18 protein-coding genes are annotated in these 20,379 nt (G+C 64.4%); 6 read left to right on the forward strand and 12 right to left on the reverse strand.

What is annotated here, in order from left to right:
- The first annotated feature begins 480 nt into the window (after positions 1-480).
- Both P6U30_RS31270 and P6U30_RS31275 read left to right on the forward strand, forming a co-directional pair.
- Entirely contained in the window at positions 481-933 is a 453-nt protein-coding gene (locus tag P6U30_RS31270; protein ID WP_407166613.1) for a (2Fe-2S)-binding protein, read from the forward strand.
- 1 nt (position 934) lies between these two features.
- A complete protein-coding gene (locus P6U30_RS31275; protein ID WP_407166614.1) occupies positions 935-3,250 on the forward strand; it encodes a molybdopterin cofactor-binding domain-containing protein in 2,316 nt (771 codons plus the stop codon).
- Positions 3,251-3,617: 367 nt separating this feature from the next.
- Here the strand turns inward: P6U30_RS31275 and P6U30_RS31280 are convergent, their stop codons facing one another.
- The 3 genes from P6U30_RS31280 to P6U30_RS31290 form a co-directional block, all read right to left on the reverse strand.
- Positions 3,618-5,348, reverse strand: a complete 1,731-nt coding sequence (locus P6U30_RS31280; protein ID WP_407166615.1) for a methanol/ethanol family PQQ-dependent dehydrogenase — start codon at positions 5,346-5,348, stop codon at positions 3,618-3,620.
- Positions 5,349-5,413: 65 nt separating this feature from the next.
- Positions 5,414-6,061, reverse strand: a complete 648-nt coding sequence (locus P6U30_RS31285; protein WP_407166616.1) for a ubiquinol-cytochrome c reductase iron-sulfur subunit — start codon at positions 6,059-6,061, stop codon at positions 5,414-5,416.
- A 125-nt stretch (positions 6,062-6,186) separates the two neighbouring features.
- Positions 6,187-6,522 (reverse strand): hypothetical protein, encoded by a 336-nt coding sequence (locus P6U30_RS31290; RefSeq protein ID WP_407166617.1) that lies wholly within the window; start codon positions 6,520-6,522, stop codon positions 6,187-6,189.
- A 47-nt stretch (positions 6,523-6,569) separates the two neighbouring features.
- On the opposite strand from P6U30_RS31290, the gene P6U30_RS31295 reads away from it, so the two are divergent.
- Both P6U30_RS31295 and rpoH read left to right on the forward strand, forming a co-directional pair.
- Positions 6,570-7,550 (forward strand): RluA family pseudouridine synthase, encoded by a 981-nt coding sequence (locus P6U30_RS31295; protein ID WP_407166618.1) that lies wholly within the window; start codon positions 6,570-6,572, stop codon positions 7,548-7,550.
- A gap of 217 nt (positions 7,551-7,767) precedes the next feature.
- Positions 7,768-8,664 (forward strand): RNA polymerase sigma factor RpoH, encoded by an 897-nt coding sequence (gene rpoH / locus P6U30_RS31300; RefSeq protein ID WP_407148348.1) that lies wholly within the window; start codon positions 7,768-7,770, stop codon positions 8,662-8,664.
- A gap of 218 nt (positions 8,665-8,882) precedes the next feature.
- On the opposite strand, the gene P6U30_RS31305 is transcribed toward rpoH, so the two are convergent.
- The 5 genes from P6U30_RS31305 to P6U30_RS31325 all read right to left on the reverse strand — a co-directional run bounded on the left by P6U30_RS31305 (position 8,883) and on the right by P6U30_RS31325 (position 13,627).
- Positions 8,883-9,740, reverse strand: coding sequence for a L,D-transpeptidase (locus P6U30_RS31305; RefSeq protein ID WP_407166619.1), 858 nt, complete (start codon positions 9,738-9,740; stop codon positions 8,883-8,885).
- Between the two features lie 285 nt (positions 9,741-10,025).
- Positions 10,026-10,673 carry an N-acetylmuramoyl-L-alanine amidase gene (locus P6U30_RS31310; RefSeq protein WP_407166620.1) on the reverse strand — a complete coding sequence of 216 codons (648 nt, stop codon included), beginning with the start codon at positions 10,671-10,673 and terminating at the stop codon, positions 10,026-10,028.
- Positions 10,674-10,675: 2 nt separating this feature from the next.
- Positions 10,676-11,887: a GGDEF domain-containing protein gene (locus P6U30_RS31315; protein WP_407166621.1), complete on the reverse strand. Its 1,212-nt coding sequence runs from the start codon at positions 11,885-11,887 to the stop codon at positions 10,676-10,678.
- Between the two features lie 625 nt (positions 11,888-12,512).
- Positions 12,513-13,124, reverse strand: a complete 612-nt coding sequence (locus P6U30_RS31320) for a LysE family translocator (RefSeq protein WP_407166622.1) — start codon at positions 13,122-13,124, stop codon at positions 12,513-12,515.
- A gap of 101 nt (positions 13,125-13,225) precedes the next feature.
- Positions 13,226-13,627 (reverse strand): response regulator, encoded by a 402-nt coding sequence (locus tag P6U30_RS31325; RefSeq protein WP_407166623.1) that lies wholly within the window; start codon positions 13,625-13,627, stop codon positions 13,226-13,228.
- A gap of 138 nt (positions 13,628-13,765) precedes the next feature.
- Here P6U30_RS31325 and P6U30_RS31330 point away from each other — a divergent pair, with 138 nt between their 5' ends.
- Positions 13,766-14,623 (forward strand): SDR family NAD(P)-dependent oxidoreductase, encoded by an 858-nt coding sequence (locus P6U30_RS31330; RefSeq protein ID WP_407166624.1) that lies wholly within the window; start codon positions 13,766-13,768, stop codon positions 14,621-14,623.
- 212 nt (positions 14,624-14,835) lie between these two features.
- On the opposite strand, the gene P6U30_RS31335 is transcribed toward P6U30_RS31330, so the two are convergent.
- The 3 genes from P6U30_RS31335 to P6U30_RS31345 all read right to left on the reverse strand — a co-directional run bounded on the left by P6U30_RS31335 (position 14,836) and on the right by P6U30_RS31345 (position 16,997).
- Positions 14,836-15,684 carry an FRG domain-containing protein gene (locus P6U30_RS31335; protein ID WP_407166625.1) on the reverse strand — a complete coding sequence of 283 codons (849 nt, stop codon included), beginning with the start codon at positions 15,682-15,684 and terminating at the stop codon, positions 14,836-14,838.
- A 25-nt stretch (positions 15,685-15,709) separates the two neighbouring features.
- The gene (locus P6U30_RS31340) at positions 15,710-16,516 is read right to left on the reverse strand and encodes a lytic murein transglycosylase (protein WP_407166626.1); all 807 of its coding nucleotides are present in this window, start codon (positions 16,514-16,516) and stop codon (positions 15,710-15,712) included.
- Between the two features lie 70 nt (positions 16,517-16,586).
- Positions 16,587-16,997 (reverse strand): ester cyclase, encoded by a 411-nt coding sequence (locus P6U30_RS31345; protein ID WP_407166627.1) that lies wholly within the window; start codon positions 16,995-16,997, stop codon positions 16,587-16,589.
- Positions 16,998-17,272: 275 nt separating this feature from the next.
- Here P6U30_RS31345 and P6U30_RS31350 point away from each other — a divergent pair, with 275 nt between their 5' ends.
- Entirely contained in the window at positions 17,273-17,509 is a 237-nt protein-coding gene (locus tag P6U30_RS31350) for a hypothetical protein (protein ID WP_407148358.1), read from the forward strand.
- 406 nt (positions 17,510-17,915) lie between these two features.
- Here P6U30_RS31350 and rpoD read toward each other — a convergent pair whose 3' ends face one another.
- Complete coding sequence (rpoD, locus tag P6U30_RS31355) at positions 17,916-20,042, reverse strand: RNA polymerase sigma factor RpoD (protein ID WP_407166628.1); 2,127 nt, start codon at positions 20,040-20,042, stop codon at positions 17,916-17,918.
- Between the last annotated feature and the right edge of the window lie 337 nt (positions 20,043-20,379).

The raw sequence follows: 20,379 nt of genomic DNA on the forward strand, positions 1-20,379 counted from the left end.
CAAACGGCTCGCCGCCGTCACTATCATTCCGGGGCGCGCCAACGGGTCCGCGCGATGCGCGGCCCGATGGCAGGCTCAGCGCGAACCGCAACTGCGCATCACCGAATGACGGTGCCAGATCGCCCACCCTGCGCTCGCCTGCCCGCAGCGTCGCGACCCGGACCGCGGCGCAGTTGCATTGATTGATAGCTGCACGCCGTCACGCACGGCCCTGCTTTTGACAAACGGCAAATGCAAAACACTTGGCTGTGAAGTCACGCGGCGCCGAGCTCTGCTAACATCGCAGCCCTTCACCATGCTGCGCCGGCCGGCGCCGATCAGCGAGAGGAGTGCTTGGGACACAGCGCAGACCTTGGCGCACGACAATTTGGCTCACCAACATCTTGGCACAATAAACATCAGCGCGGCCGCGGGCGATGGAAGGCGTTCCGCCCCTCACGCCGCTTCGGTCAATAGCTTAAGCAAGAGCGAGGACAGACCATGATCAAACTAAAAATCAATGGCCAGGAACAGAACTGGGACGGCGACCCCGATCTTTCGCTGCTCTGGTATCTCCGCGACGAGGCCGGCCTGACCGGCACCAAATTCGGCTGCGGCCAGGCGCTGTGCGGCGCCTGCACCGTGATCGTCGACAAGCAGGCGGTGCGCGCCTGCATCACCTCGGTGTCCGACGTCGGCGGCCGCGAGGTCACCACCATCGAGGGCCTGCATCCCACCGGCGATCATCCGGTGCAGAAGGCCTGGCGCCAGGTCAACGTGCCGCAGTGCGGCTATTGCCAGGCCGGCCAGATCATGCAGGCCGCGGCGCTGCTGACTGACAACCCGAAACCCTCGCACGACCAGATCCGCGAAGCCATGGCCGGCAATATCTGCCGCTGCGGCTGCTACCAGCGCATCGAGAATGCCGTGCACCTCGCATCGACGGGGGTGTGACATGAATATCCGCACCAATCCAAGCAAGCTTCGTGGCTTCGAGAAGCACGTCAGGGTCGAGAACGTCTCGCGTCGCAGCATCCTGAAGGGCCTCGGCATCGCCGGCTCGTTCGTGCTCGCCGCACCCGTGATGTCGCGCCAGGCCTTCGCCTATGAGACCGGCGCCGGCAAGATGCCGCACGGCGTCGTGGTCGATCCCCGCGTGTTCGTCGCGATCGCGCCCGACGGCGTCGTCACCATCGTGGCGCACCGCTCCGAGATGGGCACCGGCGTGCGCACCAGCCTGCCCTTGATCGTCGCCGAGGAGATGGAGGCCGACTGGTCGCGCGTCCATGTCCAGCAGGCGCATGGCGACGAGGTCAAGTTCGGCAACCAGGACACCGACGGCTCGCGCAGCACCCGGCACTATCTGATCCCGATGCGCCAGATCGGCGCCTCGGCCCGCGCGATGCTGGAAGCCGCCGCCGCCAAGAAATGGGGCGTGCCGGCGAGCGAGGTGAAGGCGCAGAACCACGAGGTCGTCCATAGCGCGAGCGGGCGCAAGGCAAGCTTCGGCGATCTCGCGGCCGACGCCGCCAAGGAGCCGGTGCCTGCCATCGACAGCCTCAAGCTGAAGGACCCGAAGGACTTCCGCTACCTGGGCAAGGGCGAGGTCTCGATCGTCGACCTTCACGACATCACCACCGGCAAGGCGCATTACGGTGCCGACATCCGCCTGCCCGGGATGAAATACGCCGTGATCGCCCGTCCGCCGGTCACCGGCGGCAAGGTCAAGTCGTTCGACGACAGTGCCGCGACCAAGGTTCCCGGCGTCGAGAAGGTGATGGAGGTCAAGGGCTGGCCGTGGCCGTCCAAGTTCCAGCCGCTCGGCGGCGTCGCCGTGATCGCGCGCAACACGGGTGCCGCGATCAAGGGACGCGACGCGCTGAAGGTGGTCTGGGACGACGGCGCCAACGCCACCTACGACTCGGTCGCCTACCGCGCCACGCTCGAGGACGCCGCGCGCAAGCCCGGCCTCGTCGTCCGCAAGGAAGGCGACGTCGATGCGGCGCTGAAGGGCGCCGACAAGGTCATCGTCGGCGAGTACTATTTGCCGCATCTCGCCCATGTCAGCATGGAGCCGCCGGTCGCGGTCGCCGACGTCAAGGGCGACAAGGCCGAAATCTGGGCGCCGGTGCAGAGCCCGGGCGGCACCCGCGAGGATGTCGCCAAGTCGCTCGGCATCCCCGAGGACAATGTCACCGTCAACGTGACGCTGCTCGGCGGCGGCTTCGGACGCAAATCGAAATGCGATTTCGCGATCGAGGCGGCACTGCTCTCGAAGGAACTCGGCGCGCCGGTCAAGGTGCAATGGACCCGTGAGGACGACGTCCATCACGACTTCCTGCACACCGTCTCGGTCGAGCGCATCGAGGCGGGCCTCGACAAGAACGGCAAGGTGATCGCGTGGCGGCACCGCAGCGTGGCGCCGACCATCGCCTCGACCTTTGCGGCCGGCGCCAACCACGAAGCGCCGTTCGAGCTCGGCATGGGCCTGATCGACAATCCGTTCGAGATCGCCAACCTGCAGTGCGAGAATCCGGAAGCGGCCGCCCACACCCGGATCGGCTGGTTCCGCTCGGTGTCCAACATCCCGCGGGCGTTCGCGGTGCAGTCAATGGCCGCCGAGATCGCGCATGCGACGGGCCGCGACCAGAAGGACATGCTGCTGGAGCTGATCGGAAGCCCACGGATCGTCAACCTGTCCTCGGTGAAGGATCCCTGGAACTACGGCGAGCCCTATGACAGCTACCCGATCGACACCGCGCGGCTGCGCAAGGTGGTCGAAGTGGTCGCCGACAAGGGCGAATGGGGGCGTAAGGTGCCGAAGGGCCATGGCCTCGGCATCGCCGTGCACCGCTCTTTCGTCAGCTACATCGCGACCATCGTCGAGGTGGCCGTGGACGACAAGGGCAAGCTCACCGTGCCACGGGTCGACACCGCGATCGATTGCGGCACCTATGTCAACCCGGAACGGATCCAGTCGCAGATCGAAGGCGCCGCGATCATGGGGCTGAGCCTCGCCAAATATGGCGAGATCAGCTTCAAGGACGGCAAGGTGCAGCAGAGCAACTTCGACGACTTCCCGGTGATCCGGATCGACGAGTCGCCTGTGATCACCAACGTCCACATCGTGCCGCCGGCACCGGGCACGCCGCCGAGCGGCGTCGGCGAACCCGGCGTGCCGCCGTTCGCACCGGCGCTGATCAACGCGATCTTCGCCGCCACCGGAAAGCGCATCCGCAACTTGCCGCTCGGCAAGCAGCTCGAGACGTGAGGGTGGTAGCGCTGATGATGAGATGGGGTCAGTAGCGGCATCGGAGCTGCGTTCCCTCTCCCGCTTGCGGGGGAGGGCTAGGGTGGGCTTTCTCCACGAGTCGCATCGTGGAGAGAACTCCCACCCGGATCGCATCTCGCGATGCGATCCGACCTCCCCCGCAAGCGGGAGAGGTGCATGGCTTGATCGATTGACCGAACATCATCGTGCAAGCAGACGCCCGCGACAGCTTCGTCGCGGGCGTCTTTCTTTGACACCAGCACGCAAGCCAAATCCATCATGCTGTTGCGCACAAGCAGAACGGGAAGCGGCGGTCTCCCCAGCCGCCGCTTCCCGCTCGCATCGCCCCCTATCTGCAACGCCCGCGTTACTTCTTGTCGAGGGCAAAGACCCAGACAACGCCGCCTTGCGGCACGTTGTTCTCGAAGCCCGCGACCTTGCCGGCCAGCGCGTCCTGGATGCGCTGCGCGTCGACGCCCCAACCCGATTGCACCGCGATGTATTGCGTGCCGTCGACCTCATAGGTCATCGGCATCGCCATGATCCCGGAGTTGGTCTTCTGCTCCCACAACAATTCGCCGGTCTTGGCGTTGAAGATGCGGAAGAAGCGGTCGTTGGTGCCGCCGGCGAGAACGAGGTCGCCTGCGGTCGCGGTCACCGCGCCGAACAGTTGCGAGGTCTTGTAGTCGTGCTGCCAGACCTTCTTGCCGGTGGCCGGGTCCCACGCCTGCAACTCGCCGAAATGATCGGCGTTGGGCGCCGGCGTCAGCCCGATGTCCTCCGGCTTGGTGCCGAGCCAAAGCTGGCCGGGAACCAGAGGCGTCTTCTCGCCGGTGAAGCCGCCGCAGAAATTCTCGTTGGCGGGAACGTAGACGAGCTTGGTGTTCTGGCTGTAGGCCGCCGACGGCCAGTCCTTGCCGCCCCACAGTGACGGACAGAACTCGACCCGCTTGCCGAGCACCGGCTTATGGTCGGGATCGACGATCGGACGGCCGGTCTCGGCCTCGATCCCCTTCCACACATTGGTCTTCACGAACGGCCAGCCGGCGACGTAGTTGATCTTGTCCGGCTTGCGCTCGAGCACCCAGAAGATTGCGTCGCGCCCCGGGTGGACCAAGCTCTTGAACGAGCGCCCGTCGCGCTGCATGTCGATCAGCATCGGCGCATCGACCTCGTCCCAGTCCCAGGAATCATTCTGGTGATACTGGAAGTGGGTCTTGATCTTGCCGTTCTCGGGATCGAGCGCGAGCACCGAGCTGGTGTAGAGATTGTCGCCCGGATGCATGCTGCCCGGCCAGGGCGCTGCGTTGCCGACGCCCCAATAGACCGTCTTGGAGTCCTTGTCGTAGGTGCCGGTCATCCAGGCGGAGCCGCCGCCCGACTTCCAGTCATCGCCGCTCCAGGTGTCGTGGCCCGGCTCGCCCTCGCCGGGGATGGTGAAGGTGCGCCAGAGCTCCTTGCCGCTGTTGGCGTCGTAAGCGGCGACATAGCCGCGCACCCCGAACTCGCCGCCGGAGCCGCCGACGATCACCTTGCCGTCGACTATCAGCGGCATCAGGGTCATGTACTGACCCTTCCTGTAGTCCTGCACCTTGGTGTCCCAGACCGCCTTGCCGGTCTTGGCGTCGAGCGCGACGACATGATCGTCCGTCGTGGCGAGATAGATCTTGTCCTGCCACAGGCCGACGCCGCGGCTGGTCGGATGCAGTTGGAACAGATCTTCGGGAAGCTGGCGCTTGTAGCGCCAATATTCCTCGCCGGTTTTGGCGTTGAGCGCGATCACCTGCCCCATCGGGGTCGCGACGAACATCACGCCGTTGTTGACGATCGGCGGCGCTTCGTGGCCCTCGAGAACGCCGGTGGAGAAGGTCCAGACCGGCTTGAGGCTCTTGACGTTGGAGGTGTTGATCTGATCGAGCGGACTGTAACCCTGTCCGTCATAGGTCCGGCGATATAGCATCCAGTTGCCGGGTTCGGGATTTTCGAGACGCGCTGACGTCACCGGACTGTAGTTTTCGATCGGCCCTGCGACGGCGTAGGTCGAGATGAGGCACGTGAACGCGACACAGCCCGACAGTAACCACTGCTTCCTTGTCATGAGATGCTACCTCCCTGCTCTGTTATATTTTTCAGTTTAGGTCGTGCAGAAATCCCGATGCGGCCTCACCCTCCTTGCTGAACACCTACCTTTCCAATGAACGGTGCTGCGACCGTAATGGCGCCATCGGCGACCGTCAGCGGCAAAGCCGCCAGACGCCGCGGCGCAGGGCCGAACACCACCTGCGCATTCTGGCGTGGATCATATTCGGAGTTGTGACAGAGACATTTGAGGACGTCCTTGTCGCCCTGCTCCTGCTTCACCCAGGCGGTGATCGGACATCCGGCATGCGAGCAGATGATCGAGTAGCAGACGATGCCGTCAGGGGCGCGGGCGCGCGTGGTGTCGTCGAGCTCATTCGGGTCGAGCCTGATCAGCACCACCTCGTTCAGCCGCGAGCCGTTGCGGACGACGGAGCTTTTCGGATCCTTTGGCCAGGCGCGGATCGGCGGCCCGCCGAGCTTCAAGTCATCCGCCTTGATGACTTCACCCGCCTTGTCGCCTTCGGCGCGCACCAGCACGTCGGCCTTTTGCGGCCGTTCGCTGGCGCCGGGCTGCTCATCGTCGGCCGACGCGGGCTCGACCGCGGCAAGACAGGCGCAACTCGCCAGCGCCGTCAGGAGCAGGGAGCGACGCGTGGGGTCCAAGCAACACGCCGTCGGTTCGTAATCACCGATCTGCTCGACGGAAGCGTTGCGATTGGACTCGGGCATGACGCAAGCTGAACGTGCAACTCGGCCGAAAAGATGGCGGCACACGTTCTAGATGCGACAACGCAGATGCAAAAATGCTTTGCAGCGTTTGGTCGGTCGACTTCCGATGCGCGCGAGCGCCTCGCTCAGGGCTCGGTGACGAAGGTCAGCCTGCCGACAGGTTTCAGAGTCTTTGCATCAAATGTGCGGATCTCGGTCGTGCCGCCTATATCAAGCGTCACGACCAACCGTTCGCCGGCGACGCCGGTGGAGACGATGCGGGCGCTCTTCGGCAGCGCAGCGGTGACATCGGAGACGGAAACGGGGCTTCCCTCGCCGCGATAAAGGCGGTAGCCGATGGCAATCAGCACGACGGCCACGGCCAGTGCCGAGGTCAGGCCCGCGATCAGCATCATCCGCCGCACCCGCGCAATCAGCGCGGCCTGCTCGGGGGTCGGTTCAGTCACGGCGGTGTCGGTCATCACAAGGCTCTTCTTTGCAACAGGTCTCTTCGAACAACGGTCGGAAGGTGGAGGTCATCGTCGCGGGTGACGAGGGCTCGGCGCGGCTCGACCGCGTGCTGGCGCGGCGCACCCCCGAGCTGTCGCGGTCCCGGCTCAAGGCGCTGATCCTCGCCGGTTCCGTGACCGTCAAGGACGCCTCCGTCCGCGACCCCGCTTATCATGTCGCCAAGGGCGATACGATCATAATCGACGTGCCGGAGGCGGTCCCGGCCGAGCCGAAGGCCGAGGACATCGCGCTCGACATCGTGTTCGAGGACGACGACATCATCGTCATCGACAAGCCGAAGGGCCTCGTCGTGCACCCCGCGGCCGGCCACGCCACCGGCACGCTGGTCAACGCGCTGATCGCCCATTGCGGCACGAGCCTGTCCGGCATCGGCGGCGTCAAGCGGCCGGGCATCGTGCATCGTCTGGACAAGGACACCACGGGGCTGATGGTCGTCGCCAAGAACGACCAGGCGCATCAATCGCTGACTGCGCAGTTCGCCGACCACGGCCGCACCGGATCGATGCGGCGCGGCTACATGGCGTTCGCCTGGGGCGTGCCGAACCGGCCGCACGGCACCATCGACGCGCCGATCGACCGCCACCCGCACGCCCGCGAGAAAATGGCGGTGCGCCAGGGCGGCCGCGAAGCGATCACTCACTTCGAGGTGCAGCAGAGTTTTGCCGGCCGCGACGGCAAGCCGGTCGCTTCCCTCCTGGCCTGCCAGCTCGAGACCGGGCGCACCCATCAGATCCGGGTGCACCTCGCCCATATCGGGCATCCCCTGCTGGGGGACGCGGTCTACGGCCCTCATTTCAAGACCAAGGCCGGGCATCTCGGACCGGAGGCCCAGGCTGCGCTAACCGGCCTGCAGCGGCAGGCGCTGCACGCCTATCTGCTGGTCCTGGAGCATCCGCGGACCGGGGAACTTTTGCACTGGGAGGCGCCTCTGCCGGAGGACATGCTTCTCCTGCAACGGGCGCTGGAAGCGGCGGTATGACGCAGCCTCTGCCAAAATCTTGAGTTATGACAGTAGGTTATAGCTGGCACACGGGGACGTGACGTCAGCAATCCTTCCCTATCACGGGCAGTTTGGTGTATGTTGCACCTGCGTTGAATATCCAACGCGGAACATCGCAGCATGGCCGGCTTTAACCCAGCGGCCACCTGCCGGGCTCGCCGCTATCGGGGGCCTGAACCACTGGAGGGCGCAAGTAATGGCCCGTACAGCTACGTTGCCGGTTCTCAATGGAGAATCCGGCCTGTCTCGATACCTCGCCGAGATCCGCAAGTTCCCCATGCTGGAACCCCAGCAGGAGTACATGCTCGCCAAGCGTTGGCGCGAGCATGACGATCGCGACGCGGCGCATAAACTCGTCACCAGCCACCTCAGGCTCGTGGCCAAGATTGCCATGGGCTATCGCGGCTACGGTCTGCCGATCTCCGAGGTCGTCTCGGAAGGCAATGTCGGCCTGATGCAGGCGGTGAAGCGATTCGAGCCCGAAAAGGGGTTCCGTCTCGCCACATACGCCATGTGGTGGATCAAGGCGTCGATACAAGAGTACATCCTGCGATCGTGGTCGCTCGTGAAGATGGGCACCACCGCGAACCAGAAGAAGCTGTTCTTCAACCTGCGCAAGGCGAAGAGCAAGATCTCCGCTCTGGAAGAGGGTGACCTCCACCCCGACCAGGTGAAGCTGATTGCCAAGCGCCTCGGCGTGACCGATCAGGACGTGATCGAGATGAACCGCCGCCTTGGCGGCGACGCCTCGCTCAACGCCCCGATCCGCGACGACGGCGAAGCCGGCGAATGGCAAGACTGGCTGGTCGACAACTCGCCCAACGCCGAGGCCCTGATGGCCGAGAGCGAGGAGTTCGATCATCGCCGGCAGGCCCTGAACGGTGCGATCGGCGTGCTCAACCCGCGCGAACGCCGCATCTTCGAGGCGCGGCGCCTGGCGGACGAGCCGATGACGCTGGAAGACCTTGCCGCCGAGTTCGGCGTGTCGCGCGAGCGCGTACGGCAGATCGAGGTCCGTGCGTTTGAAAAGGTCCAGTCGGCCGTCAAGGGCACGATCGCCAAACAGGAAGCAGCTCTGGAGGCCGCGCACTAAGCGCGCCGAACATAGCCAACAGTTACGAAAGCCGGCGGCAACGCCGGCTTTTTTGTTTTTGGTAGCCTTCCCACCAACCCCACTGTCGTCCTCTGCGAAAGCGGGGGACCCAGTACGCCGCGGCGGTCGAGAGAGGGCGCGCAATAACTGCTGCCTCTGGAATTGTAAGCCGGCGACTTGGAAGTCTGCTTGTTCTCAGTTGGAGCTGAGGAATCGAGCTACTGGGCCTCTGCCATCTTTGGTGCAGATGATGGCATCTGCGCGTTGGCTGCCAAGGGCCGGCTCGACGGCGACCGGAGGGCGGCGTCGGACGGCGCTCCCTCAGTCGGCCGATGCGCAGAGGTTGCCGGAAGCACGATCACCTTCGCTCCGACTTTCACCCGCTCATAAAGATCCACAACGTCTTCATTGGTGAGCCGGATACAGCCCGACGAAACCCGCTTGCCGATCGTATCAGGCTTGTTGGTGCCGTGAATTCGATATTCGGTTTCGCCCAGATACATCGCCCGGGCGCCAAGCGGATTGCCAGGACCGCCGGCCATGAAGCGCGGCAGATAAGGTTGCCGCGAAAGCATCTCTGCCGGCGGACGCCAATCCGGCCATTCCGTCTTGCGGGCCACGGTCTGCTCACCGGACCATGTGAAGCCTTCACGGCCGACACCGATGCCGTAGCGCATCGCCTGCCTGTCGTTCAGAACAAGATAAAGGAATGTGTTTCCGGTATCGATGACGACAGTTCCTGGCGTCTGACGGCTGGCGTAGTCCACCACCTGCCGAACGAATTTTCCGGGACCATCCGCGGCTTTGGGTGGCTCGACCAGGGGCGCTGGGGCTGGGGCCGGGACTGGAGCCGGAGCTGGCGCTGCTACACGGACTGGCGTTGATACGTGGGCTGGCGTCGACGGTGCCTGGGCTTGCTGCGTGGGCGGCTTGCGTATCGGTTGAACACTCGCCGGACGCGCCAGCAAACCATATCCCAATGCAGCAGCGGCGATCACGCCAACTGCAACTCTTCCGGCCATCGGCAGTGCGAGCGCCTCCGTCTTTGTCTTTCCGCGTTTGGCCCGCTGCCCCATGTCTTTCCCCGATTGCTATGCCCGGAGGAGGTACCCGGCAGATTTTAACAAACTTCGAAGCGATCTCGCACAGGCTGGAAATCGCCCAGCGTCGTTAACGCCATTTTTGGGGTAAGTTTCTCGCCAGCTCCCTGTCGTCCTCCGCGAAAGCGGGGGACCCAGTACGCCGCGGCGGTCGAGAGAGAGCGCGTGCAATAACTGCTGCCTCTGGAATACTGGACAGTCAGGCGATGACGGCTGTTGCTGGGCTGGGCGTCCTCGTCCGAGCATGGCGAGTGCCCGTCCCTACTCGCCCCACTGCCGGGCCATGGTCGCGAGCGCGCAGCCCTCGCAGTAGCGGGCATCCTTGAAGTCGATCCAGTTATGCGCATAGACGTGATCGAGCGGAATGCCGTAACGCGCGCGCAGCACCTTCACCAGCACCCGCCAGGCCGCGATCTGGGCATCGGTCGGCCCGCGGGTGACGTCGGGATAATTGCCGGCGAACTCGACACCGATCGACGTATCCTTGTTCACCTGATGATAGGTCTTGCTGTTGTCGATGTATTTGTTGTCGTTGCGATCGGCGCCGTCTGTGTGGGTCGGAACCAGGTTGTCCGCGACGGCCCAGTAGACCGTGCCGTCGGTTTCGACCCAGACCATGACGCCGCGCCTTGTCGGGTTCTTGTGCTGCTGTTGTGCGCCGGATCGCGCCGAACCGGCCGGGCCCTCGGTCTGGTGCACGATGATGTTGCGCCAGGGATGGGATTTCGCGACGTCGCCCCAAGGCGACAGCCAGACCATCGTCAGACCGGGGATCTCGGGCCTGCCTGCGGATCGCGCAATCGTGGCGAGGTCGGGCGGTTCGGCAAGGACAGCGGAAGGAAGCGCGAGCAACACAGCAAGCAGACGAAGCATGATGCGGAGCGGTTCGATGTCACGGCGCGACAGCATGCTCAAGCCGACTGACGGAGGGCCGCCTCGATCTGCTCCGATGCCATGGCCGGTTTGGGCTCATAGGTCGCGTAGCCGTTCCGGCCGGCCTTCTTGGCATCGTAGAGCGCATGGTCGGCGGCAGCGATCAGCCGGTCGGAATGCAGGCCGATGTCGCGGGTCCATTGCGCAACCCCGATCGAGACCGCAATCGGGACGTCCTTGCCGGTGCACTGTTCGGCATCGACGCGGCACACCTCGAGCACGCGGCGCGCGATCATTGCGCCTTCGCGTAAGGTCGAGGACGGCAGCACGATGCAGAACTCGTCGCCGCCGGTGCGGGCCAGCATGTCGCCCGGCCGAAGCCGGGTCTGCGCCATCAGGGTGAAGTGCTGCAGACAGGCGTCGCCGGCCGCGTGGCCGAACGTATCGTTGATCGCCTTGAAGCCGTCCAGGTCGATCACCAATAGCGTGAATGGTTCGCCGCTGCGGTCAGAGCGCGCGCACTCCTCCGTCAACCGTTGCACCAGGTGACGGCGATTGCCGACGCCGGTGAGATCGTCGAGCAGCGCGAGATCGGCGACCTCGCTGCGCAAGCGGTCCATCGCCATCAGCAAGAAGCCGAAATTGAGCGCCATCGACAGAAACACCAGAACGAGGACCAGAAACGACTGAGGCCCATTGAAGCTGACAAAGGCGAATGCGCCGGGCGCCAGCAATCCGCCGACGAGGCGCAGCGCATAGATGCCGATGATCACGGCGGCGACGATACCTGCAAGCCGGGCGCCGGGGCTGACGCGCCCGTTCTCAGGCGACAGCAGCAGTCTCAGCGTCAGCGTGAAGGGCACGGCCTGCGCGATCGTATAGACGACGATGCGCATCGGCATGCTGTCGTAGCCGAAGATGAACACGCTGAGGCCCGCGAAGGCAAGCGAAGTGGTCAACGCGGTGCGGCGCCAGGCCACGGGCTTGCCGTAGAACCGCTCCACGCCCATCGCGGCGAGACATGCGGCGAAGACCATCAGCGTGCCAGCCGCAAGCAGCGGCAGCAGCGAATCCGTCATCACCACGCGAAGCATTGCGCAGCTCGCGCCGACCGCCGCGGCGAACGCGGAAGCGGTCCAGAGCCGCGCCGCACCGAATGCCGGATAGCTGTGCGTCACATAGGCCCAGATCAGCCCGAGCGCGAGAAAGTTGATGACGAACACCGTCCAAAGCGTTGGAACGCTCAGCATCGCCTTGTCCGAGACCGCGCAAGGCCCCGCCTCCCCTCTGATCGAACCACCCGCCCCTAGGGCGCTTCCCCCGACGACAATCCCCGTTGTCCTGGGCGACAGGATGCGGCGGCACGACTTAACGGACTCTCACCCGCCAAGCCGCCAATGCATGCCGTGGTTTTGAATTGATGAAGACGCAGCCAGTCGGCGTTTGCGCGACATTAAGCATGATGCGGACGGCAACGGCGTTGCCGACGTCGCAAACAACCCAGCGAAAAGCTGCCGAAAACGCATAACACCTGTGGATAACGCGATGACGGCACCGTGACAGCACGCGGCAGTCGCCTGCGAATCTGTTGAGTTTGCTGCCGAGGATGTTGCGAGGTTGGCCCTCCGCCAAGCATGCCTCGGAGTCGCGTTCAATCCATGAAACCCTGAGAGGATACTATGGCTAAGAAAGCGAAGAAGGCGAAGAAGGCGAAAAAGGCCACCAAGAAAAAGGCCAAGGCCAAGAAGTAAACCGTTTCTCGCCCGGGTAGCGGCTCCTGCCCTGCCCGGGCTCCCGAAGCGGACAGCGATTGCAAAAGCAGCGGGCGCAACGCCCGCTTTTTGTTTGATGGAGCCGCGCCCAGATGGGGCGCGATCAGCGATCCGCAAATGCAAGCTTGGCGCCGAGCAGGGCAAAGCCCGCGGCAAAGCTCCGCCTGAGCCAGGCCATCACCTTCGGACGGGTGACGACGCGATCGCGCACCGAGGCCGCAAACAGCCCATAGAGCGCGAACACCGCAAAGGTCATCGCCATGAACACGCCGGAAAGCTCGACCATCTGCGCCAGCGGATGCGGCTCGTCGACCGCGATGAACTGCGGCAGGAAGGCCAGGAAGAAGATCGACAGCTTCGGATTGAGGATGTTGATCAGAATGGCTGTGACGATCACCCGCCTGCGCGAGCGCGGCTTGACCTCGGTGTCGACGGACAGCGCACCGTGCTCGCGCAGCGCCTGCCAGGCCATGTAGAGCAGGTAGACGACGCCGCACCATTTCAGCGCCGCGAACGCCATCGCGCTGGTGTGCAGGATCGCGGCAAGCCCGAGCATCGCCGCGAGCATCTGCGGCACGATGCCGAGCGTGCAGCCGAACGCGGCGGCGACGCTCGCGCGCGAGCCCCGCGTCAACGCCACGGCCAGGGTATAGAGCACGCCGGTGCCGGGCGAGGCCACCACGATCAGCGAGGTCAACAGGAAGGACAGCGTCATTGGGGCGGCCACGAGCAGGACATATGCCCGCAATTAGCATGCCGTCCGCACCGGCGGAAGCCGCGCGCGGCTCCCGCCGTTCGCCCGCGCTGATAACGTCGTTACGAGGACCTGCGCGGCCCGCTCTCGCCGGCGAGCTCTGATGCCTTCATTTCGGCGACGCGGATCACGTCCAGCGGCGCCCAGGGCTTGCTCCAGAACGTCGCGCCGTCGGGCAGGGATTGCCGCAGCGGCTTGCCCGAGGTCACGATGACGTCGAGATCGGGATTGTATTTCTTCGCGGCGTGCGCGAGCTCGACTCCCGTCATGTGCCCGGCCAGTTCGACATCGGTCATCATCAGCACGACATCATCGCCGCTTCCCTGCAGCACGAGCTCGGCGGCTTCCGCGCTCTCGCAGGCGATTACATCGAAATCACTTTCTTCCAATAACAAACCAATCATCGCGCGCTGCATCGGATCATCCTCGACCACCAATGCACGATAGGGTTTCGATTGTCCCACGGGTGTGCCTCCCTTCAGCTTGAGTGATCGCCGGGTGAGATCCCACACAGAATAAATCCCTCCCTCCCTTTATGGTTCAGTTCCAATCTGAGAAAAGCGGTGGGAACCTCGCGCGCCCTCAACTGGAGTCGAATCGACATGACTGCGATCCGTGGATCCGCCGCCGCTGTGACCGGAGCCGCCAGCGGCATCGGCCGCGCGCTCGCCCATGAGCTCGCACGGCGCGGCTGCGACCTCGCGCTCGCCGACCGCGACGAGGCCGGGCTGCAGGCGGTCTCCGCCGAGATCGCGAAGACCAGCCAGCGCAAGGTCACCGTGCATCGCCTCGACGTCAGCGAACCGAGCGAGATCGCGGCATTCGCGCAAGCCGCCAGCTTAGAGCATCCCGCGCTCAACATCGTCGTCAACAATGCCGGCGTCGCTCTGCTCGGCCAGTTCGGCGAGATCGAGCAGGCGCAGATGGAATGGCTGTTCAACATCAATTTCTGGGGCGTGGTGCACGGAACCCGTGCCTTCCTGCCGCAGCTCGCGCGGCAGCGCGAGGCGCATATCGTCAACATCTCCTCGATCTTCGGCATCGTCGCCCCGCCCGGCCAGAGCGCCTATTGCGCGGCGAAGTTCGCGGTGCGCGGCTTCTCCGAGAGCCTGCGGCACGAGCTTGCGATGGCGAACAGCCCGGTCAGGCTCTCGGTCGTGCATCCCGGCGGCGTCGCCACCAACATCGCGCGCAACTCACGCACCGGTTCCGGCGTCACCGACAATGCCCGCCGCGCCCAATCGATCGAGCGCTTCGACGCGCTCGCCAGGACCACGCCGACCGCAGCGGCGCTGCGGATCATCGCCGGCATCGAGAGGAACGAGCCGCGCATCCTGATCGGCAACGACGCCCGCTTCATGGACCTGCTGCAACGCTTCCGCCCCGGCACCTACTGGAAGGTGATGCAGCGGCAGATCGAGAAGGCCACGGCGAAGGTGGCGGCGATGGCAGGGAAGTAGCTCAGTTCGGTGTCGTCCCTGCGAAAACAGGGACCCATAACCACAGGCTTGTGTTTTGCGAGGGCTGTGGCTCCAGCGTCGTAAAGCAATTTGCATTCGTGGTTATGGGTCCCGGCTCAAGGCCGGGACGACAGCGAGTAGGTGGCGCTGATGGGTAGAGCGTAGCGAAACCCATCCTGCGAACGGCGGCGAGCCGCGGAATAATGTCCGCGTCACCCACCCAACTGCCTCTTCACGCCGAGCGCCAGCCGGTACAGCGGATCGCTGCGCTCGGAGGGATAGAGCGCGCTTCGCGCCACTTGCGGGAAATTGTCGCTCCTCCAGAACGCCGCCGGATTGAACGAGAACTTCGCGACCAGCCGGCGGCCGAAATCCATCTCATACGGGAAATAGTTCTCCTTCTGCTCGTACCCCGTCATGTCCGGATATTCGCCGAGCAGGTAGCCTTCCTGGATATGCGGCCGCACCGCCGAGGGCGGGCAGACGCTGGAGAGCCGGACGATCTGGATGCCGGCCTCGGCGCTCGCGGTGATCGCACCGCTCACATTGGGCACGCCGAGCACATAGACGAAAGCGGTCTCGGTTCCGGCCAGCGAGGCAAAGGACGCGGCGATGCGGATCGAATGCGTGACGTCGAGCAGCGGCGTGGCGCAGACCTCGTAATGCTGCAGGATCGACCAGCGCAGCAGATGATGGCGCTTCAGCCGTTCGAGGCCGAGCAGCTTTGCATCCGTATAGTCGCCGACCAGAATCTGCCCGGCGCGCCGCAGCGCCTCGAACCGCGTGACCAGCGTTGTGCGGTCCGGATTGCCGCGGCCGCCGCGAAACAGCGTCGGCTTCAGCGAGCTGTTGCCCTTGACGTTCCTGTGGTCGGTGCCCTGGCCGCGAAACATCAGCACGTGATCGCGGTTGAGGAATTGCAGTTCGGCGATCTTGGTCGCGAGCTCGAGATAGGAGCCGACGCGATGCCCGGGCCCCTCCCGGACCGCCGAGTTCTTCGCGATCTGGCAGCCCTTGCGATCGAAGAACGACCAGATTTTTTGGCTGCCGATGGTTTCCATGGGGGGCGTCTCGAACTCTCAGCCGTCACCGCCCCATCAACCGATCCGCAAAATACCCGATCGTCTTGCGATAGATCACCGCCCTGTTCCACTCGCGCATCGCCTCGAAATTGGCGCTGCCCTCCTCATAGGACGCGCCCATCTTGAAGCCGCTGCTGTGCAGGAGGTTGGCGGTCGAGGCCAGCACGTCTGCCGTGGAGTGACGGAGATCGACCCGGCCGTCGCCGTCGAAATCGACGCCATACTTGATGTAGGACGACGGCAGGAACTGGGTCTGGCCGATCTCGCCGGCATAGGCGCCGATCAGATCATTCAGGCGAAGGTCACCGCGCTGCACGATCTTGAGCGCCGCCAGCAATTCGCCCTGGAACAGGTCGGAGCGGCGGCAATCATGCGCCAGGGTCGCGAGCGTGCGGATCACCGGCAGCTTGCCCATGTCGCCCTTGCCGAAATCGCTCTCCAGCCCCCAGATTGCGACCAGGATCTGGCGCGGCACGCTATACTGCTGCTCGATCCGCGCCAGCAGCGCCGCGTGACGCTGCAACAGCGCGCGGCCGCCATTGATCCGTCCGGGGCCGACGCGGGTCGCGACATACTGCTCGAACGTCTTGTTGAAGGTGTAACGCTGCCGCCTATCGAAGGCGAGCACGCCGCCATCCTGCTGCACGCCGCCGAGCGCTGCAGAGATCACGTCCTGCGAGATGCCGGCGCCGGCTGCGTCCTGCGAGAACGACTGGATGAACGAGTTGAAATTGCCGCCACAGCGGGCGGCGTAGCAGGGAACGGCCAATAAGAGCGCGCCAAAGAAAACGACCAAACGAAGTCCGAGCATGTTGATGTCCTGGAAAAGCCCCCTGCCGCGGATGATGCCACGCGTTCGACGTCGCGGTCAAAAGCGGGCCTCAGCCCCTGAGCTGCCGCTCCAGCCCCGCGAAATCGATCTCCGCCCAGCGCTCGGAAATCCTGCCGTCCTGAATCCGCCAGAACGTCATGCCGCGGAATTCGACGTGGTGGCCGGTCGGGGCGATGCCGCGCCAGGGACCGCGGTGACGGCCGCGCCAGACGAAGCGGCCGGCGACCAGGTCGCGCTCGGCGACCAGGGATTCGGCGACCGCCGTCAGGTTGGCGAAGGTCTCGTGCATCGCGGCCGAGTGCGCGATCACCTCCTCGGCGCTCATCCGCTTGCCCGCCGCGTGGTCGAAGAAATCGGGCGCGATCTGCGCGCGGATCGCATCGGGATCGTGGCCGTTGGTCACGGCATCGTAATGCGCGAGCACGAGCGCCTTGTTGGCGTCGAGGGAGGTGTTGGACATCGGCGGATCGCTTCCGGAAGGGCATGGTTGCATGGAATGAGGAATGCGCCTCATACGCGAGTCCGCCTGGATGGCGCAAGTGACGAAGGTCAGAAACGTCAGCGGCTTGCGCTGCGACAAAGTGAGCGCGCGAATTTTTCGCGGGCGGGTTCGTTTGCGGTCCGATGCGAAAGCCGGCTCCGCTCGGAATCTTCGCGGCACGCGCAGGGCAGCCCAGCGTGAGCGGGGGCGGGATTTGCTTTGACAGCACTGCGGCGATCGAGGACAAGCCGCCCATGCCGAAAAAACCCGGGACCAATCCCAAAGGCGAATTCGCCTTCTTCAACGTCGTCTATGAGGACGGCTCACAGCGCTCCAACCGCCGCGTGCCCTCGGAGCTGCTTGGCGGCCTCGACGGCGACGAGCCGGCCCGCGCCTTCCTCCGCGACCAGGATCGCGAGATCGCCGAAAAGAGCGGCCGCCCGCCGCTCGAGATCAAGAGCATCGAGCGGGTCGGGGTGAAGAAGAAGTAGCAGCGGGACAGAGCGTCGACCATCGCGCTCGGCAGCGAGCGCGCTGCTCGCGCCTACGATTGACAGACGAGCAAGCGGCACCCCTCTCCCCAACCCTCCCCCGCAAGGGGGGAGGGAGCCCCTCCGCCAGTGCGCCCATCACGTTCGCGACTACGGCAGCATGCACCAACTGCGGCGCGTGTGGTGATACGCGAGGTACAAAGCCATAGAGCAACGTCAGGTGAGCACACTCATCAGGCTCCCTCTCCCCTTGCGGGAGAGGGTTGGGGAGAGGGGTGGCCGCGGGCGCTGCTGTGAGTAACTTTGCGCGGCTCAACAACGAAAACGGCGGGCATTGCCCGCCGTTCTTGTTTCGATGGATTGCCGGGTCGAGCCCGGCAATGACGGTCAATACTGACTCATAAAATCAGTTGTCGAGGAAGCTCCGCAGCTTCCGCGACCGCGAGGGATGCTTCAGCTTACGCAGCGCCTTGGCTTCGATCTGGCGGATGCGCTCTCTCGTCACCGAGAACTGCTGGCCGACCTCTTCCAGGGTGTGGTCGGTGTTCATGCCGATGCCGAAGCGCATGCGCAGCACGCGCTCTTCGCGCGGGGTGAGCGAGGCCAAGACGCGCGTGGTGGTCTCGCGCAGGTTGGACTGGATCGCCGCGTCGATCGGCAGGATCGCATTCTTGTCCTCGATGAAATCGCCGAGATGCGAATCCTCTTCGTCACCGACCGGCGTCTCCAGCGACAGCGGCTCCTTGGCGATCTTGAGGACCTTGCGGACCTTCTCCAGGGGCATGCCGAGCTTCTCGGCGAGTTCTTCCGGGGTAGGCTCGCGGCCGATCTCGTTCAGCATCTGGCGCGAGGTGCGGACGATCTTGTTGATCGTCTCGATCATGTGCACCGGGATGCGGATGGTGCGGGCCTGGTCGGCGATCGAACGGGTGATCGCCTGCCGGATCCACCAGGTGGCGTAGGTCGAGAACTTGTAGCCGCGGCGGTACTCGAACTTATCGACCGCCTTCATCAGGCCGATATTGCCTTCCTGAATCAGGTCGAGGAACTGCAGGCCGCGGTTGGTGTACTTCTTGGCGATCGAGATTACGAGACGGAGGTTGGCTTCCACCATCTCCTTCTTGGCCTGACGGGCCTCGCGCTCGCCCTTCTGCACGCCGTGCACGATCTTGCGGAATTCGCCGATCTCGAGCCCGGTCAGCGCGGCCAGCGACTGGATCTCGTGGCGCAGGTCCTTGATGCGGTCCTTCTCGTGATGGACGAAGTTCTTCCAGCCCTTGGCCGACAGCTTCGAGACGCGGTTGAGCCAGCGCGGATCGAGCTCCGAGCCCTGGTAGTTGCGCAGGAAGTCGTCCCGCGCGACGCCGTGGCTGTCGGCAAGCCGCATCATGCGGCCCTCGAACGAGACCAGCTTCTTGTTGATGTCGTAGAGCTGCTCGACGAGCGAATCGATGCGAGCCTGGTTGAGGCGCAGCGACTTCACCTCGACGATGATCTCGTCCTTCAGCTTCTTGTACTTGCGCTCCTGCGAGGGCGACAGCGACTCGCTCTGCAGTTGGTTGGCGATGTCCTGCTCCTGCAGGCGGCGCAGCTTCTTGTACTCGGACGCGATCTTGTCGAAGGTTTCCACCACCTTCGGCTTCAGCTCGGCCTCGATGGCGGCAAGCGACATCTGGTTCTCGAACTCGTCGTCGTCCATGTCGGCTTCGGCGGCGGCCTCGCCCGGATCCTTCTCCTCACCATCGCCGTTGCCGGCGGGAGCGGCGCGGAACGGGGTCGGCGACGGCGGCGCAGCCGGCGGCGCGACATGCGCAGGCGCGGCCGCGTCCGCAGCACCGCCGTTGCCTTCGGCGGCACCCTCGGCGCTGTTGTTGGCGATCAGGTTCGGGTTGATGCCGCCCTTGGATTCCGGGCCGGCATAGGTGGCTTCGAGATCGATGATGTCGCGAAGGAAGATCTTTCCTTCGTTCAGCTCGTCGCGCCAGATGATGATGGCCTGGAAGGTCAGCGGGCTTTCGCAGAGTCCCGCGATCATCGCCTCGCGGCCGGCCTCGATGCGCTTGGCGATCGCGATTTCGCCCTCACGCGACAGCAGCTCGACGGTGCCCATCTCGCGCAGATACATGCGCACGGGATCGTCGGTGCGCTCGCCGGGCTCCGACTTCTTGACCTCGGTGACGGCCTTCTGGGTGACCTCGACAAGCTCGTTGTCGGTGTCGTCGTCGCTGTCGTCCTTCTCCTCCTCGCCTTCGCTGTCCTCGGCCTCGGTAACGTTGATGCCCATGTCCGACAGCATCGACATGATGTCTTCGATCTGTTCGGGCGAGGTCGTATCGGAGGGAAGCACTTCATTGAGCTGATCAAAGGTCACGAAGCCGCGCTTCTTGGCCTGCTTGATCATCTTCTTCACCGCGGCATCCGACAGGTCGAGCAACGGCGACGGCGCGTCGGCGGAATCCTTCTCGGGAGCATCCGCAGCCTTGTCGTCTTTTTCCTTGTCCTTAACCTGCAGCGTCTTTGCCTTGGTGGCCATTCACTAAGCTCCCGAAAACGCGGTCATGCAAAATGGCGCCACGCACGCACATCCGCACGATATCTAGAACTACTCTCGACGCGCAAAGGGCGGCGCACATGATCGCCACCCCCCGTCTCGACGGTTTCCATCTGCAACAGCCCGGCGCGTCTTCCGTAAAAGTGGATTCCGGTTTTACGATCAGAAGACGCGCCAAACGTTAATCTGGCGCATTTTCTTTGATTGAGAACCGGGCACCACCTCGCCTGAAAATGCTACGGTGCTATTAAGTTTCGCTTAACCCTGTTTTTGCAGCCAAACCATGGATTTGGCGAGTCTTTTTGCGGGTTCGGCCGAC

This window comes from Bradyrhizobium sp. ORS 111, from assembly GCF_045571485.1.
GTDB lineage: Bacteria > Pseudomonadota > Alphaproteobacteria > Rhizobiales > Xanthobacteraceae > Bradyrhizobium.